The sequence below is a fragment of the Halolamina salina genome (assembly GCF_054653455.1).
Genome location: NZ_BAAIGE010000003.1, coordinates 19,839 through 33,754 on the forward strand (window position 1 = coordinate 19,839; position 13,916 = coordinate 33,754).

General features: G+C 62.0%; 18 protein-coding genes and 1 pseudogene. 13 read left to right on the top strand and 6 right to left on the bottom strand.

Annotation, left to right across the window (positions count from 1 at the left end; translation table 11 throughout):
• The 6 genes from ACYQZ5_RS14260 to ACYQZ5_RS14285 all read left to right on the top strand — a co-directional run bounded on the left by ACYQZ5_RS14260 (position 1) and on the right by ACYQZ5_RS14285 (position 5,535).
• Positions 1 to 1,002 carry a Cdc6/Cdc18 family protein gene (locus ACYQZ5_RS14260; RefSeq protein ID WP_379730413.1) on the top strand — a complete coding sequence of 334 codons (1,002 nt, stop codon included), beginning with the start codon at positions 1 to 3 and terminating at the stop codon, positions 1,000 to 1,002.
• Between the two features lie 120 nt (positions 1,003 to 1,122).
• Complete coding sequence (locus tag ACYQZ5_RS14265; protein ID WP_379819011.1) at positions 1,123 to 1,818, top strand: hypothetical protein; 696 nt, start codon at positions 1,123 to 1,125, stop codon at positions 1,816 to 1,818.
• The gene (locus ACYQZ5_RS14270; protein ID WP_379730411.1) at positions 1,805 to 2,056 is read left to right on the top strand and encodes a DUF8156 family protein; all 252 of its coding nucleotides are present in this window, start codon (positions 1,805 to 1,807) and stop codon (positions 2,054 to 2,056) included. Before ACYQZ5_RS14265 ends, ACYQZ5_RS14270 begins: the two co-directional genes overlap by 14 nt.
• Positions 2,053 to 4,161, top strand: a complete 2,109-nt coding sequence (locus ACYQZ5_RS14275) for a type B DNA-directed DNA polymerase (protein WP_379730410.1) — start codon at positions 2,053 to 2,055, stop codon at positions 4,159 to 4,161. The genes ACYQZ5_RS14270 and ACYQZ5_RS14275 overlap by 4 nt, the downstream gene beginning before the upstream one ends.
• Positions 4,162 to 4,297: 136 nt before the next feature.
• Positions 4,298 to 5,071, top strand: coding sequence for a TIR domain-containing protein (locus ACYQZ5_RS14280; RefSeq protein WP_379730409.1), 774 nt, complete (start codon positions 4,298 to 4,300; stop codon positions 5,069 to 5,071).
• Positions 5,068 to 5,535 (top strand): RipA family octameric membrane protein, encoded by a 468-nt coding sequence (locus tag ACYQZ5_RS14285; protein WP_379730408.1) that lies wholly within the window; start codon positions 5,068 to 5,070, stop codon positions 5,533 to 5,535. Before ACYQZ5_RS14280 ends, ACYQZ5_RS14285 begins: the two co-directional genes overlap by 4 nt.
• A 14-nt stretch (positions 5,536 to 5,549) precedes the next feature.
• Here ACYQZ5_RS14285 and ACYQZ5_RS14290 read toward each other — a convergent pair whose 3' ends face one another.
• Both ACYQZ5_RS14290 and ACYQZ5_RS14295 read right to left on the bottom strand, forming a co-directional pair.
• Positions 5,550 to 6,074, bottom strand: a complete 525-nt coding sequence (locus ACYQZ5_RS14290; RefSeq protein ID WP_379730407.1) for a helix-turn-helix domain-containing protein — start codon at positions 6,072 to 6,074, stop codon at positions 5,550 to 5,552.
• Positions 6,074 to 6,265: a hypothetical protein gene (locus ACYQZ5_RS14295; RefSeq protein ID WP_379730406.1), complete on the bottom strand. Its 192-nt coding sequence runs from the start codon at positions 6,263 to 6,265 to the stop codon at positions 6,074 to 6,076. The genes ACYQZ5_RS14290 and ACYQZ5_RS14295 overlap by 1 nt, the downstream gene beginning before the upstream one ends.
• Positions 6,266 to 6,659: 394 nt before the next feature.
• Here ACYQZ5_RS14295 and ACYQZ5_RS14300 point away from each other — a divergent pair, with 394 nt between their 5' ends.
• Complete coding sequence (locus tag ACYQZ5_RS14300) at positions 6,660 to 6,980, top strand: hypothetical protein (protein WP_379730405.1); 321 nt, start codon at positions 6,660 to 6,662, stop codon at positions 6,978 to 6,980.
• 104 nt (positions 6,981 to 7,084) lie between these two features.
• Here ACYQZ5_RS14300 and ACYQZ5_RS14305 read toward each other — a convergent pair whose 3' ends face one another.
• A complete protein-coding gene (locus ACYQZ5_RS14305) occupies positions 7,085 to 7,333 on the bottom strand; it encodes a winged-helix domain-containing protein (RefSeq protein ID WP_379730404.1) in 249 nt (82 codons plus the stop codon).
• Positions 7,334 to 7,876: 543 nt separating this feature from the next.
• Here ACYQZ5_RS14305 and ACYQZ5_RS14310 point away from each other — a divergent pair.
• Together ACYQZ5_RS14310 and ACYQZ5_RS14315 are read left to right on the top strand one after the other, a co-directional pair.
• The gene (locus ACYQZ5_RS14310; RefSeq protein ID WP_379730403.1) at positions 7,877 to 8,362 is read left to right on the top strand and encodes a PadR family transcriptional regulator; all 486 of its coding nucleotides are present in this window, start codon (positions 7,877 to 7,879) and stop codon (positions 8,360 to 8,362) included.
• On the top strand, positions 8,359 to 9,321 hold the full coding sequence (locus ACYQZ5_RS14315; RefSeq protein WP_379730402.1) for a hypothetical protein: 963 nt from the start codon (positions 8,359 to 8,361) through the stop codon (positions 9,319 to 9,321). Before ACYQZ5_RS14310 ends, ACYQZ5_RS14315 begins: the two co-directional genes overlap by 4 nt.
• A gap of 51 nt (positions 9,322 to 9,372) precedes the next feature.
• On the opposite strand, the gene ACYQZ5_RS14320 is transcribed toward ACYQZ5_RS14315, so the two are convergent.
• On the bottom strand, positions 9,373 to 9,567 hold the full coding sequence (locus tag ACYQZ5_RS14320; RefSeq protein WP_379730401.1) for a hypothetical protein: 195 nt from the start codon (positions 9,565 to 9,567) through the stop codon (positions 9,373 to 9,375).
• Positions 9,568 to 9,621: 54 nt separating this feature from the next.
• Here ACYQZ5_RS14320 and ACYQZ5_RS14325 point away from each other — a divergent pair, with 54 nt between their 5' ends.
• Positions 9,622 to 10,839 (top strand): tyrosine-type recombinase/integrase, encoded by a 1,218-nt coding sequence (locus ACYQZ5_RS14325; protein WP_379730400.1) that lies wholly within the window; start codon positions 9,622 to 9,624, stop codon positions 10,837 to 10,839.
• A 116-nt stretch (positions 10,840 to 10,955) separates the two neighbouring features.
• Here ACYQZ5_RS14325 and ACYQZ5_RS14330 read toward each other — a convergent pair whose 3' ends face one another.
• Both ACYQZ5_RS14330 and ACYQZ5_RS14335 read right to left on the bottom strand, forming a co-directional pair.
• Entirely contained in the window at positions 10,956 to 12,014 is a 1,059-nt protein-coding gene (locus ACYQZ5_RS14330; protein ID WP_379730399.1) for a sensor histidine kinase, read from the bottom strand.
• 189 nt (positions 12,015 to 12,203) lie between these two features.
• The gene (locus tag ACYQZ5_RS14335; RefSeq protein ID WP_459844736.1) at positions 12,204 to 12,617 is read right to left on the bottom strand and encodes a DUF192 domain-containing protein; all 414 of its coding nucleotides are present in this window, start codon (positions 12,615 to 12,617) and stop codon (positions 12,204 to 12,206) included.
• Positions 12,618 to 12,696: 79 nt separating this feature from the next.
• On the opposite strand from ACYQZ5_RS14335, the gene ACYQZ5_RS14340 reads away from it, so the two are divergent.
• The 3 genes and pseudogenes from ACYQZ5_RS14340 to ACYQZ5_RS14350 all read left to right on the top strand — a co-directional run.
• Positions 12,697 to 13,248 (top strand): DUF7097 family protein, encoded by a 552-nt coding sequence (locus ACYQZ5_RS14340; protein WP_379819013.1) that lies wholly within the window; start codon positions 12,697 to 12,699, stop codon positions 13,246 to 13,248.
• Between the two features lie 47 nt (positions 13,249 to 13,295).
• Complete coding sequence (locus ACYQZ5_RS14345) at positions 13,296 to 13,748, top strand: VOC family protein (RefSeq protein WP_379731814.1); 453 nt, start codon at positions 13,296 to 13,298, stop codon at positions 13,746 to 13,748.
• Positions 13,749 to 13,829: 81 nt separating this feature from the next.
• Positions 13,830 to 13,916 (top strand): annotated as a pseudogene (locus tag ACYQZ5_RS14350) (GMP synthase subunit A); the annotation flags it as partial.

The window sequence follows — 13,916 nt, forward strand, 5'->3', positions numbered from 1 at the left end:
ATGCTGAGAGACGGGACCGTCTTCGACGAAGACCACCTCCCACGGGAGATAGTTGGCCGAAACAGCCAGATGAACGAGGTCACCGACGCTCTCGCGCCGATCGAGGACGGCTTTCGCGCCGAGAACTGCTACCTCTTCGGGCCGAGCGGTGCCGGAAAAACCACGGTCGCCCGAGCTGCCGTACGGGAACTCCGGCGCGAGGTACTCGAGGTCCCAACGGCATACGTGAACTGCTGGAAGGAATCGACGCGTTCCGGCGTCTTGGAGCGTGCCGCGAAGGACCTTGCCAACGCGGCCGTGCCGAAGAATGCCCCAGCGCGGGATTTGGTCGATAAGCTGGAGTCGTCGCTCGACTCGCCGAGTGTGATCATTCTCGATGAAGTCGACCAGCTTCGCGATCCGGACACGCTGTACGATCTCCATTCGATCTACGGGCTCTCTTGGATTTGCATCGCGAACCGCGAGGTCGACCTCCTTGCCCGCCTTGAGGAGCGTGTCCGCTCGCGAGTCTCAGTTGGATATCGGGTTCAATTCGACAGATACACTGCCGACACAGTGACGGAGATTCTCGCCCGACGCGCCAGTCAGGGTCTCGATCCGGGGGCTGTCGAGCGCGAGACGCTGAAGGAGATCGCCGAGATGGCCGACGGCGACGCTCGTCGGGCCATCACGGCGCTGCGGGTTTCGGCACGCAAGGCAGCCGACGAGGGACTGTCGTCAATTCCACGTCGTCTCGTGCGCGAATCAGTTCTTGACGCCGAAGAGGAGGTGCGCCAGAAAGCGATCTCGAAGCTGAACGACCACCAGCGTGTCCTCTACGAGTGTCTTGAGGAGGCCGGTCCGCTGATCCAGAAAGAACTCTACGAGCACTACAAGCGAGAACACCCCGACCCGATCACGCTCCGAGCGCTTCGAGAGCGGCACCTTCCGAAGCTCGAGCACTACAACCTGATCACCACAGATAGCGAGGGAGGTGCGAAAACGTACCAGATCGTGGAGTAGCCTCCGGAACACCGTTCGGAACTACCGTCTCCGCGTCCCCGTTGGGCGGTTTTGGCCTATCCGGAACCGTTCGGAACCTCCCGAGAGACACTCTTGGAGCTGTTCCCGGTTGTTGGAGATATGCTACACCAGAGGAACGACTCCCCATCATTGACGATCCCTGAACTCCCGTCACTCGATTCAGGTATTACGCTGGTCGAAGCTGAGAACGACCCGCGTCTACCTCTTCAGACCCTGATGGTGGACCGCCTGTTACTCGAAAGTGGTCGCGCAGTCTGGGTCGGGACCGGGCGATATTGCACGACAGACACGCTCGCCGAGGTGTCTCCGGATAGACGGGTGCTCGAACGGGTCGACGTGGCTCGAGGATTCACTCCCTATCAGCACACCGCGCTCATCGGAAACCTCGAGGCGAATCTCGGCGAGAACACCGAGGTGGTCGTGTTACCGGACATCGACGCCCTGTATCGAGGGAGTGATCTCCAAGGTGATGACGGGCAGGAGATGTTGGTTCGTGCCCTTGCCAAGCTGGCCGGGGTAGCCCGTGAGTACGAAATTCCGGTTCTGTGCACCCGTTCGAAGGCGGACGGGTTCAGCGAGCCAGTCGAGACCGCGGCGACATCGACTCTCGCCGTTCAGGACACACCGATGGGGCCGCGGTTCGTCGGCGATGAGTTCGAGACGATGGTCTACGAGCTGGAGGATGGCTGGGTTCAGACGACGATCGCGTTCTGGCAGGAGGTTCTCCAAGCCCGCCAGCCGATCCACGAGACCGCCAACATCTCTTCAGGGGTGTTTGCTCGTGGGACGGTCTAACCCAACGTACCGCGACAGTCTCCGGCGTCTCGAGGAGCAGTGGGGTGACTTCCGCCGGGCGCTCCGGTATCGTGACCAGCAGCACTGGGACGACCTCTGGGAACAAGCCGCTGGACACGCCGACGCCGCAGGGTACCAGAACACGGAACGGAAGCTCGATCTGGTCCTGATGTCGATCGTGCTCGCACAGGAGCGTCGGATCGCTACGCTCGAGGAGGAACTAGAGGGTACAGAGTGACCTACTGTATCGATTTCCCCGACGAGGAAACCGCAGTCGAGTGGTCGCTTACTGAATCCGGAGCGGAGCGCGAGGAGGTGAGCTACCGGCCTCGGTTCTACGTCAACACTACCGACGGTTCGCTCAACGAGGTCGAATCGTCGATCGGCGCGCATCCCGAGGTGGCCGAGGTCGAGAGGGAAGAACATCGCCCCGGTTGGCGCCACGATGCGTGCGAAATGCTGGCCGTAGAGGTGATGAATCTGGACGTGATTCTGCGGTTAGCGTCGACGATTACGCAGTTAGGCCGACCGGGAGAGTATCGCTGCTACAACGTCGACCTCTCGCCGGAGTTCCGGTACTGCGTCGAGACCGGCACCGATCCGGCGCCGGCCCGGGAGCCGACGATGATGGAACTCGAAACGCCGCCGATAACGGAGTCAGGTGGCCTGAGGTCAGTGACAGTGACGGCCTCGAGTGGGGAGACGTACGTCCTCGAAGAGGATCCGTCGACGATCGCCCGTGACGTGGAGGCGCTGATCCAGGAGCACAATCCGGATGTCCTGCGAGTTTCCACGGCCCAGTTGATCCCCCAGTTGTTCAACGCCGTCGACGACAAGCCGCTCCAACTGGGTCGGGAGCCGGGGTACACACAGTTAGCGACGAAGAGTACGTACGAGAGCTACGGCCGGATCGGACACTCGCCGGCTCGATACAACGTTCCGGGCCGCGTGCTCGTCGACGCCTCGAACTCCTTCTTTCTGAAGGAGGCCAACCTCCACGGGATTCTCGACCTCGTAGAGCGTTCGCACAAGCCGCTACAGGAGGCGTCGTGGGCGAGCATCGGGAACATCCTCACCGCCATCCAGATCCGCGAGGCGCTGGATCGGGATGTGCTCGTCCCCTGGCGTGCGTGGCGGCCGGAGTTCTTCAAGAGCGCTGCCACGCTGGAGGAGGCCGATCGTGGAGGGTACACGTTCTCACCGGATGTCGGTGTTCACGAGAACGTCCACGAACTCGACTTCTCCAGCCTCTATCCGAACATCATGTGTACGCGGAACATCTCGCCGGAGACGGTCTGCTGTGACTGTCACCCCGAGCGTCAGGACGTGTCGGGATTGGGGTACTCGATCTGCCCGGAGCCGGGATATCTCCCCGACGTGCTCCAGCCCCTGATCGACGATCGGGACGAGATCAAGCGCCGGATTCGCGAGGAGGACGGCGACACCGAGGTGCTCGAAGGAGCATCGTCGGCGATCAAGTGGATCCTCGTCTCCTGCTTCGGGTATCAGGGGTTCTCGAACGCGAAGTTCGGCCGGATCGAGTGCCACGAGGCAATCAACGCGTTCGCTCGTGAGATCATCCTTGAGGCCAAGGCGACGTTCGAGCAGCACGGCTGGCGCGTCGTCCACGGGATCGTCGACTCGCTCTGGGTGACGCCGATGGACGATCGCGAGCAGACTGGCCTGGAGGCGGTCGCCGAAGAGATCAGCGAGGACGTGGAGATCCGGCTGGAGTACGAGGCCGCGTACGACTGGATCGCGTTCTGCCCGCGGCGCAACGACGACGCCGGCGCGCTGACGCGATACTTCGGGAAGCGAGCCGGAGAGCCCGTCGACGAGGCGTCGAGCTACAAGCGTCGCGGGATAGAGGCACGGCAGCGATCGACGCCGGAATTCGTCGAAACCGCGCAGTTGGAACTGATGCAGGAGTTCGGACGAACGCGCTCGCCCGAGGGGGTGTGCGAGCGGCTCCGAGAGTTTATCGAGGAACTCCGCACCGGCGACGTGGATCCGACTCGACTAGCGATCACGAACCGCGTCTCGAAGCGCGTGGAGGAGTACACACAGACGACGAAGAACGTCGCCGCACTGGAGCGCGCGTCCGATCTCGGCTTGGAGAAGAACCCCGGGCAGGACGTGGAGTATGTGGTCGTCGACGACGAGAAAGACGGTCGGGCTCGCGTTGCCCTCCTACACGAGGAGCCTGAACGGTACGACGCCGATTTCTACCGGGATGAGCTTTGTCGAGCGGCTGAGTCCGTGCTCGCACCGGGTGGTTTCCGACGCAGCGACATCGAAGAGCAGTTGGCTGAGCGGGTGAACGGCTCCGTGTCTATGTTTTGATTCTTGTCTCCCTACTGGTTTTGACCCAGTATCGGCCACGTATACTTTGGGAGGGTACAAAACCGAACTATTCAGTATTTCCACTTTCACCGTGCTCCAGCCAAGTTTATTCTTCAAACACAGGAATCATCGTCTAATGAGTTGGCAACACCACTTTGATCGAGCTAGAAGATCACCCGTTCCAATCGATATAGACAAGGAGGAGGTAGGTCCGATTCCTCCAAGATTTGAAGCTCAAGGGCCGGGCATCAAGGGCCTCTGGAGAGTCTACGAGTGCGAAGAAGGGTTGGATCAGATGCAGATCATCGAGTTACCATCGAAGTATCGTGTGTCTGTTTCTAACCCTGTGTCAGATGATAACCAGATATCTCAGCCCGTACCCCAGTCGTCAAACGGAGCTGAGTCTTCAAAAGGGAAAGTTCTCGCAGCACTTGCCCTAGGTGGTATTGGACTTGCTGCCCTTGGGAAGGTTTTCGGCGAATCACGTAGTAGTACAGCTCCGGATCCAGAGCAAGCCCACCGGGTCTTTATCAGCCACTCTTGGGCATATGAGGAGCACTTCGAGGAGGTCAAAGAACTCCTTGACGATGCAAACGGCTTCGAATACTTTGACCACAGCGTTTCCTCGGACGACCCACTTGATGCTCGGCTTCCCAATCACCTCCGGAAGAAAATCCGAGATCAAATGCGTTCGGCTTCTGTCGTACTCGTGCTATCCGGGATGTACGTCACGTACAGTGATTGGATCCAAGAAGAGATTGAGATGGCAAACGAGATGGAAAAGCCAATTATTGGTGTGATTCCTGCAGAGAATGACCGTGTCCCCGGAATTGTTCAGGATCACGCAGTCGAGCTTGTTGAAGCCGACGGGAAGGCGATCCTGAACGCGATCGACGAATATGCAACATGAACGACGATAGTGAATCCCCTGATTCCGATCAAACGGAATTGATTGACCAGTATACAGCCTATGTGAACACGACGCTGAACGTCAGCAACCGGCGTATGCGGAACAACCGATTTTACGTTCTGTTGCTCTCTGGGACTCTTGCTGTCCTTTCTGTACTTACGGATACCCAGATAATTGAGGAGGTAGGCCTACTGCTTGCCGGACTTCTCGGATTCGCTCTTTGTATCCTCTGGTATCTCAGTATCGTCTCTTACAAGCAGCTAAACAGCGGGAAGTACAAAGTAATCAACTCGATGGAGGATGATCTTCCGGCGGAGCCGTTCGCCGACGAATGGGAGATTCTCGACGAGGGTGATAATTGGAGAAACTACATCACCCATACTCGTGTTGAGCGGAAGATTCCGTTTGTCCTCGCTATTCCTTACCTCCTTATCTCTGTTTACGCACTTTCCCAGATTATTTGAGGTTTATTTCGATGCTATGACTTCGATTCCAGAAGCTTCGTGATGAGGACAAGACCTCCGCCTAGGAACCATGTTGCACCCCCGGAAGCAGCGAGGCCGGCGCCTATCACGATGAGTGCGGCATCGGTCAACTGGATCGATAGTGCGGAAGTTACTGGATCAGAGATGGCGACCATGACGATCAGCGCCCCGAGGAGCATGAACCCGACTCCGAGAAACCGGGTCACCTCGAAAAATTCACGCATCTCTTTGTTGAACCGGGCGAGCCGGTCCAATTCGGGCGGTATTGGGTTCTGAATCTCCGTCGGTGGGAGGCCCCAAACATCTGCTCCACCCACCTGCTGCTTTATTACTCGATCGTCCTCCTGAAGGGCGTTAAGATGCTCTCGAACAGCCGTATCACTCAGGTCGACAGCACCTGCTATATCCCCGGTTCCAAGTACTAGCTTGTCGCTCTCCCGGAGGACGTTCAGCAGTTCTTCTGGATGGGTTCCGTTCCCGTCGTGCGTCGAGAGGATTCCATTCTTGGTCATGCTCATTATCGGAACAGTGTCTGGACCGCGACTGCGGTGACGAGTACTACTCCCACTATCCCGGCGAACAGATACAGTACACCCATGAGAGTGAAGTTAAATAATTCACTCGTTGCTACTGATCCGAACACGAGCATCACGATGCCGCCGATGATGAGCGCGAAGGCGGCCTCGATCGCTTCTACAAACTCACTCATTGTGATCTATCCTCCATTTCTGGGGTTTTCTCTTCGAACATCGCATCTTCCACTAGTGTAGGTGGCATAATAGAGCCTATAGACAGTTTAGAACAGTTTATTCTATCACAGCGGGTTGGAGATCGCCAATCTATAGTTCGTGGTCGGAAACACGGGGTTCGTGTCTGGAAACCCGACGCAGGCGTTCGTTTTTCCGGATCACCCTTGATCCGAACACGGTCGGCCGTGGTATGCCACGGTGGGAGCCAACCGTTCAGACTCCAGTTCCAGAGAGGGTTGTCCGGAACTCGGCCCGGAACATCGATACCCGGCTGAGTACTGCGGTTCTCTCTATCCGGAACCGTCCGGAACCCGCCGGACGAGACTCTTGTCGGTAACGTGGCTGTGTCTAGATATGGCCACTAAGAGCCAGACCGAGAGCGGTCGCACAGCGGAGTTCGTAATCGACCCGACCGAACGCCTCGACGCCGAGTCCATCGACGACGAGACGCCGACGCACGTCCTCGTCCAGGTGAGCAGTAACGGACGCTCGCAGATGGCCATCGTCGCCGCCGGAGCTGCCGGCCGGTGGAGCTTCGACTTCCAGATTGACTCCTCCGGAATCGAGGTCGAGCGTGCCTTCGAGGAGGGAATCCGGACCAACGTCGAAGACCTGCCTGCGTGGATGGTTCCAGTCAAAGACGCGGTCGCCGGTCTAGTCCTGTCGGGGCAGTAGCGGTCAGTAAATGCCCCACGCAATGAATGCAACGAGCCCGATGCCGAGGAGCAGAACGAACAGCGGCGTCCAGATGATCAGCTTGTGGAGGGTCTCGTCGCGCATTAGTCTTCCATCTCTTCGATCCCGATTTCGTCGTCAAGCCATTGCTCTCCCTTCCCGCTCAATTGGTAGTACCCCGACTCGGCTTTCTCGACGAGATCGTGGTCTTCCAACTTGGACAGTCTCAGCTGCACTGTCGAGTACCCAATATCGTGCCCGTGCCGATTCAGATTCGCCCAGAGTGCCTTCGGAGGAAGCTCTAGATCGTGCTCATGGAGAAACTCCAGCACGACCGTATCGTTCAGAGACATCCACTCTGGCCGGGGGCGCATTCGAACCCACGGTACGACTGCTGGGGCTTATTTCCAGCCGTTCAAGAAGTTTGGTAGGTTATATACACTCTCGAAATAGGTCTTTTAGCCTAACAGTTAAGGTCCTCCATGCCGATGCACGTTGTAACGAAGGTCTCTCGCGGACCCGTCGGTCGCCGATGGGTCCATGCTCGAAAACTGAAGCGGACCCCGTGCTGGTGACACGGGTCCGCGCGGGCCTTCGTGAGACAGGCACGAAAGCCATGTACGACGACGCCGCGCCGGGGCTTGAAACCTCGGTCCTGACCGTCCCGCCGCCTTCTGAGCCGCGCGTTCAGAATGGTGTGTCTCGACCCAGTGCTCTCCTCCCTACCAAAGTCGGGAGCACTGGGCCGAGCACCACGGCCTCGCACAGCCAGAGCATCACCCTCGGAGAGGGTTATCTCCGGACTTCACGAGACCATGAGTTCCAACGCTTCTGACGACGAAAAACGTACCGACAGCGAACAGTCTAGCAACAGTATCATTGACGGCGGGACACGGATGTCGCGCGACCGCTTCGAGTGCTTCGAGTGCGGTTTCGCGGCGGAAGACCGGGAGGGGTTCGATACGCACGGCCTCGCGATGGCCTGCCCGAAGTGCAAGTCGCTCCGCGTCGAACACGTCTTCACTGACGACGACGATCTCATCGCCGACGGCGGCGTCTCGTGGTACGACCTCACCGCGTTCAGGCGCGACTGCCTGCTGACGCTCGCGCGGATGGAGAACGACGACGCGCGGATGCACGGGCTCGGGATGAAGGAGCGCCTCGGGGCCCGGTACGGTGACGAGATCAATCACGGGCAGATCTACCCGAACCTCGACGCGCTCGTCGACGCCGGACTCGTCGAGAAGAGTGCGCTCGACCGGCGGACGAACAGCTACACGCTGACCGACGCCGGCTGGCGGATGCTCCGCGAGCAACGGGAGGGGTGGGTTGAGCTGGACGTTCGGCGCCCCGCTGTCGCCGACGGGGGTGATGACGAATGAGCGACGAGGATTCGATCTGTGACGACTGCGGACAGCCGTACGACCACACGACAACTGCCGGCCCCGGGAAGACCAAGCGCTCCTGTGGCTGTGACACGGTGCTGAAGCCCGTCGCCGACGACACCGAGAACGCGTTCGCGAACAGCGCAATCCGGGCGATGAACGCGGCCGGGGACGTGGAGACGGCCGCGCGGATCTACGAGGGCACTCGCGGGCGGTTGGTCGCCGACGGTGGAGAAGACCGAACCGTCGTTCAGGTCGGTCAGTTCGAGACCTACATCCTGCCAGACGATACCGTCGAAGACCTCTACGAGCGTGTCGGGTACTCTTCGATCAGCATCGACACCGAGACGACGGCTCTCTGTCGCCCCTTCAGCGATCGCGGCGCGCCGACACCGCCCGAGGATGACCAGATCATCCCGTTCGACCTTGAGGGCGTGGAGTACGGCGACAAGCTGGAACTCTACCGGCTCCCGGCTAGTGAGCGACCGGCGTACCCGGAAGCCAACGACGACGAGAAGGAACTCGTCACCGACGGCGGCGCTCGCGAGGAGACGATCGAGAACTGGCTGGTGATCAATTGGCGCGAAGGAACGACGCGTACGCGGAAGTCGAAGCCCGACGCCGCGAAACTCGGCACCCACGAACTCGCGACGAGCCTCACGCTGAACGTCACGATCCCGGATGTCGACGTTCCCGAACTCGTCGCCGACGTGGAGGTGCCCCAGCCCCGTGTGGAAGCGTCCGAACTCTCCGACTTGGAGACCGAGGACAGTCCCGACTGGATGGACGTGGCCGACGAGATCGTGGATGAGCACCCGGAGACCGATCCGTTCGACGAGATTGATCAGCTCGTCGTCGCCGTCCTCGAGGACACGCCGGGCCGGCCGGACGTGGAAGAGGTGAAGCGGTACCTCCAGCAGCAGCTCCGAGAGCTTCAGCGAGGTGAGAACCAGTGAGCGACCGTAGTTCTCCAGAGGACGCTCAAGCCAATTCTCTCCGCGCGAATGCTACGACTCGTCCTCGGTCTCTGAGGCGTATCCGAGTAGACCGCCGATCGCTCCGCCAACTAGTGCTCCTCCGGGACCACCGAGGGTTGCTCCGAGCGTTGCTCCTGTACCCATCGCGGTTGCTGTTCTCTTGCCGCCTTCAGAGTCATTCTCTGCCATACGTCGGGATAGTGTATGAGTATGTAAAAATGACACTACGGCGCGGTGAAAGTGGAACCTCTGACTATGGCTCCGCTGGGGAGGCCCACCTTGACTAGTGAAAACGACTCTGAAGTCGACGACGACGATCCCGACGTTTCCGACGTGATGGACCAACTCGACGACCTGCGAGAGTCCATCGACCCCGAGGCCGACCTCGAGCCGATGTCACCTCGCGAGGCTCGCGAGGACTGGCTCGACCGGCAGGAAGAGAAAGCCGATTCGACGGTCCGCTCCTACGAGGATCGGACGATCCACTTCATCCGGTTCTGCGATCGCGAGGGAATCGATGACCTGAACGATCTGACCACCCGCCACATCAAGCAGTACGAGTCTGAGCGACTCTCGAAGGGGATCACCGAGTCTACCCAGAAGAACGAGTGGGGGACACTGGGCCGGATGCTCGAGCACGCCGCCAAGCTGAACGCGGTGCTGCCCGAGGTCGCGGAAGCGCTCGACGTGCCGGAGCTCTCGAAGGACGAGCGGGTCAACACCGAGACGCTACCCGCCCAGCGTGCGCTGACGATCCTCGAGAACCTCGAGCGGTACGAGTACGCTTCGCGCGAGCACGTCTCGTTCATGCTGATCTGGCGGACGACGATGCGGCTCGGCGCGATCCACGGGCTGGACCTCCGGGATCTCTATCTGGAGGAGGACGACCTCGGACGCCTTCGGCGCCAGCTGCTCGAGGACGGCTACACGCCCGCGGTCGTCGACGACGTGATCGACGAGGCCGAGACGCCGTTCATCTACCCCCGGCACCGTCCGGAATCGGCGTCGGACACCACGCTGAAGAACGGCACCGACGGCGAGCGCGTGATCAACATCTCGGACGACACCGCCGAGGTGCTCGAGGCGTACATCCGGGTGAACCGTCACGAGATCGAGGACGAGGACGGCCGGAAGCCGCTGCTGACCTCGAAGAAGGGCGGCGGCCGGCTGGCAGATACGTCGATTAGGAACTGGATGTACATCCTCACCCAGCCGTGTAACTGGGGCGGGGAGTGCCCGCACGACCGCGATCCGGAGGAGTGCGTCGCTCGCGAACACGGCCGCGGAAGCAAGTGTCCGAGCGCGCGATCTCCCCACAGAATCCGGACGGGGAGCTACACTTGGCACCGCGACAAGGGCTGGCCGCGTCGTGATCTCGAGGAGAAAGCGAACACCTCGCTCGACGAAGTGTACGACCAGCCGTTCGAGCTGACGCGCGGGATGAGCCGTCGGCAGCACCTTGATCGGCTCGACGACAACGGAGGTGATTCCGCGTGACCCGAGTAGGAAGTGGACTCCTGACCTCGGCGGTCCCACTTCTTCGAGTCGATCAACAGCGCACAGCGGTAGTGCTGTCCGGGGGGCGTCGACGGCCGGCGCGCCCGTACCACCGACTACCTCGCTTCCGGGAGCGTTATCCGCACGGTCGTCCCCTGCGGACTGCCCTCCAGCAGGTCGAGCGTTCCGCCGGACATCTTGACGGTCCAGTAGATGATCCACAGCCCCAGCCCCTGCGTGTGGTTGAGCGGTGTTTCCCGCTGCCCCTCGATCGCTTCGACGTCGAACTTGGGGATTCCTCTCCCCCTGTCGCTGATCTCCAGCACCGCCATCCCGTCCTCATTTCGCCGGACGCGGGCAGTTATCGGCGTGTTCTCGGGGGTGTGTTCGATCGCGTTTTCGAGCGCCTCCCTGATCGCTTTGGGGAGCGCCGAGTGACACTTCACACGGCAGTCCGCTTCGAACCGTGTCCTGATCTCGACGCCCGGATGCTCCGCTCTGGCCCGCTCGATCTGCTCTTCCACCACCGCCGCGAGGTCGAACTCCGCGGTCTGGTCGTGCTCCCAGATGGAGACGATCTCCCTCGTCCGGTCGGTCGTCGTGAGCAGCCGTCGGAGGTGCTTCTCGATCATCCGAACGTCCTCGGTCGTCGCCCCCGACCGATCGGCCGCCTCGATGTTCTTGAGGTAGCCGAGCGAGACGGAGAGCTCGTTTCGAAGGTTGTGCCGGAGCACCCGTTGATTGATCGTGAGGAGGTTCGTGAGGTCCCGAGCCTCGTCGAGCCGTTCCTCGGACTCGATCGCGTACAGCCCGCCGCGGACGCCGACCGCCGCCCCGAGGCTGCTCGCGAACGAGAGGAGGAAAGACAGCTCCGTCTGGTCCCCTTCGAGCGTCCAGATCAGCCAGATGGAGAACGCCAACAGCGCGAACGACACTGTCACCCCCGCTCCGACCCCGACCGTTCGCCACTGTCCCCGATTCGTGATCGGCCGGGCCGGGAGCTGATAGCCGGTCACGAGGACCAGCCCCGACATGCTGCAGATGATCACCGATTCGAGCAGCGTTCCCAGCCCCTCCCCCTCGGTGAGGAGGTGAACGACCCCGAGCCCGAAACAGAGCAGCCCCAGAGAGTAGACGCCGTGTTTCGGCCGGACTCCGTGGGGTGAGAACGACACGAGCCTCCTATGCAAACTGTGCACATAGTAGTTACCTTATTCTCGATTTTCCGAAAACGAGTAAAATATCGGATACTGGACGGACAACCGACAGTTTCAGGCGGGATATTGCACTCGATCTACACGTACGGTCAGGGCCGTACCGGCACCGACCGACGGCCGCCCGCCGGGGACGGCCCGTGCCGGCCGTCACGCAACGATCTCGACCGTATCGCCGGGTTCGACGCCCTCGGCGGCGCCCGCCGGGAGTTCGACCACCGTGTCCGCGAGCCCGTGGGCCAGCCCCCGGAACGGCCGGAGGCGTTCGACGTTGACCACCTCGTCGTCGACCAGCCAGAGCACGTCGATCGGCCGGAACACGAACAGCGTGTGGATCGTCCGGCTCGCCGGCGCCTCGAACGGGAACGCCAGCGCGTACCCCTCGGGGATCGACCGGCGGAACATCAGCCCCAGCGCCTGCGCCAGCGGCCCCTCGGCCAACTCCACCTCGTCGGCGAGTACCCGCCGCTCGACGCCGTCGGCGTTCCCCTCCTCGTCTGTGGTGCCGGCCTCGTCGGCCGTCGGTGGGCGTGCCCCGCCGTCGCGGTGGTGGACGAGTCGCACGCCACCCGCTCCCGCCGCCGCCCTACTAAGCGTTCCCCCGGGACCGAGCGTTCAAGGCCGAGCGCGCCCCACCGCGGCTATGGAGGAGACGCCCGAGGGGACGCCGGTTGGCGTCGACGACCCCTACGCGGTCGCCGGGCGCTGTGACCACCTCACGAGCGACGGCCGCTGCCGGTACGCGCTGGATCACGCCGAGGGCGACCCCGAGTTCGCGGCCGAGCGCCGCAGCGAGGGGTACGCCTGCGTCGTCGCCGACACCGAGGCGGCGGCGACCGACGGCGAGTCGCCGGACTGGTCGCGCTGCCCGCACTACCGCTCGACCACGGACGCCAAGGCGTGTGCGCGCTGTGGGCTGGAAGAGGTCCGACTCGCCCACGACGAGGAGGCACGACCGCTGATCGAGGAACACCACCTCTCCTACGGCAACCGCGGCGAGGACGACGCCGACACCGCCCACGAGATCACGGTCGGCCTCTGTCGCTGGTGTCACACCAAGGTCCACCGCTCGTTCGCCCGGATCGACGACGACGCCAGCCCGGACCCGGAGGGGATCGCCGAACGCGAACGCCGTCGTAGCGAGGAACTCTCCGAGATGGGGTTCCGGTCGGCCAGCGAGCGCCGCGAGGAGTGACCGCCGCCGGCACAAATCACGCCCCGCTCGGGCGCGTCGGTCCGGTCATGCCCGCCGACCACCTCGGACACGTCCACCTGAAAGTCACCGACGTCGACCGCGCCGTCGCGTTCTACCGCGACGTGCTCGGCCTCGAGGTGACCGAGCGCGTCGACCGCTACGCGTTCCTCTCCCTCGGCGAGCACCACCACGACCTCGCGCTCCAGGGGATCGGCGCCGAGGAGGTCGACGACGGCGTCCCGGCGGCCCCGAGAGGCCCGCGCGTCGGCCTCTACCACTCCGCGTGGGAGGTCGACAGCGCTGACGAACTCCGGGCGACCGCCGAGCGGCTGGCCGAGCGCGAAGTCGCTGTCTCGCCGGTCGACAACGGGGTCAGCAAGGCGCTGTACTTCGATGACCCGGACGGCAACGGCGTCGAGGTGTACCTCGACACCCGCGAGGAGCGCGACATCGAGCAGTGGAACGGCCGGAACGAGCGGTTCGACCCGTTCTCGCTCTGAGACCGGAGCTGTGGTTGCACGGACGTGCCTATATCGCCCCGGTTCCGAGGCGCTTTTGAGCCTCGTCAGCCAACCCCGCCCATGACCAGGATCGTCGTCATCGACAATCACGGGCAGTTCACCCACCTGGAGGGGCGCGCGCTCCGGGACATCGGCGTCGACACCGAG

Excerpts from the sequence above, each read along its gene's own strand:
- ACYQZ5_RS14260 (WP_379730413.1), top strand. The coding sequence starts at position 1 with ATGCTGAGAGACGGGACCGTCTTCGACGAAGACCACCTCCCACGGGAG.
- ACYQZ5_RS14265 (WP_379819011.1), top strand. The coding sequence starts at position 1,123 with ATGCTACACCAGAGGAACGACTCCCCATCATTGACGATCCCTGAACTC.
- ACYQZ5_RS14280 (WP_379730409.1), top strand. The coding sequence starts at position 4,298 with ATGAGTTGGCAACACCACTTTGATCGAGCTAGAAGATCACCCGTTCCA.
- ACYQZ5_RS14285 (WP_379730408.1), top strand. The coding sequence starts at position 5,068 with ATGAACGACGATAGTGAATCCCCTGATTCCGATCAAACGGAATTGATT.
- ACYQZ5_RS14290 (WP_379730407.1), bottom strand. The coding sequence starts at position 6,074 with ATGAGCATGACCAAGAATGGAATCCTCTCGACGCACGACGGGAACGGA.
- ACYQZ5_RS14295 (WP_379730406.1), bottom strand. The coding sequence starts at position 6,265 with ATGAGTGAGTTTGTAGAAGCGATCGAGGCCGCCTTCGCGCTCATCATC.
- ACYQZ5_RS14300 (WP_379730405.1), top strand. The coding sequence starts at position 6,660 with ATGGCCACTAAGAGCCAGACCGAGAGCGGTCGCACAGCGGAGTTCGTA.
- ACYQZ5_RS14305 (WP_379730404.1), bottom strand. The coding sequence starts at position 7,333 with ATGTCTCTGAACGATACGGTCGTGCTGGAGTTTCTCCATGAGCACGAT.
- ACYQZ5_RS14310 (WP_379730403.1), top strand. The coding sequence starts at position 7,877 with ATGTCGCGCGACCGCTTCGAGTGCTTCGAGTGCGGTTTCGCGGCGGAA.
- ACYQZ5_RS14315 (WP_379730402.1), top strand. The coding sequence starts at position 8,359 with ATGAGCGACGAGGATTCGATCTGTGACGACTGCGGACAGCCGTACGAC.
- ACYQZ5_RS14340 (WP_379819013.1), top strand. The coding sequence starts at position 12,697 with ATGGAGGAGACGCCCGAGGGGACGCCGGTTGGCGTCGACGACCCCTAC.
- ACYQZ5_RS14345 (WP_379731814.1), top strand. The coding sequence starts at position 13,296 with ATGCCCGCCGACCACCTCGGACACGTCCACCTGAAAGTCACCGACGTC.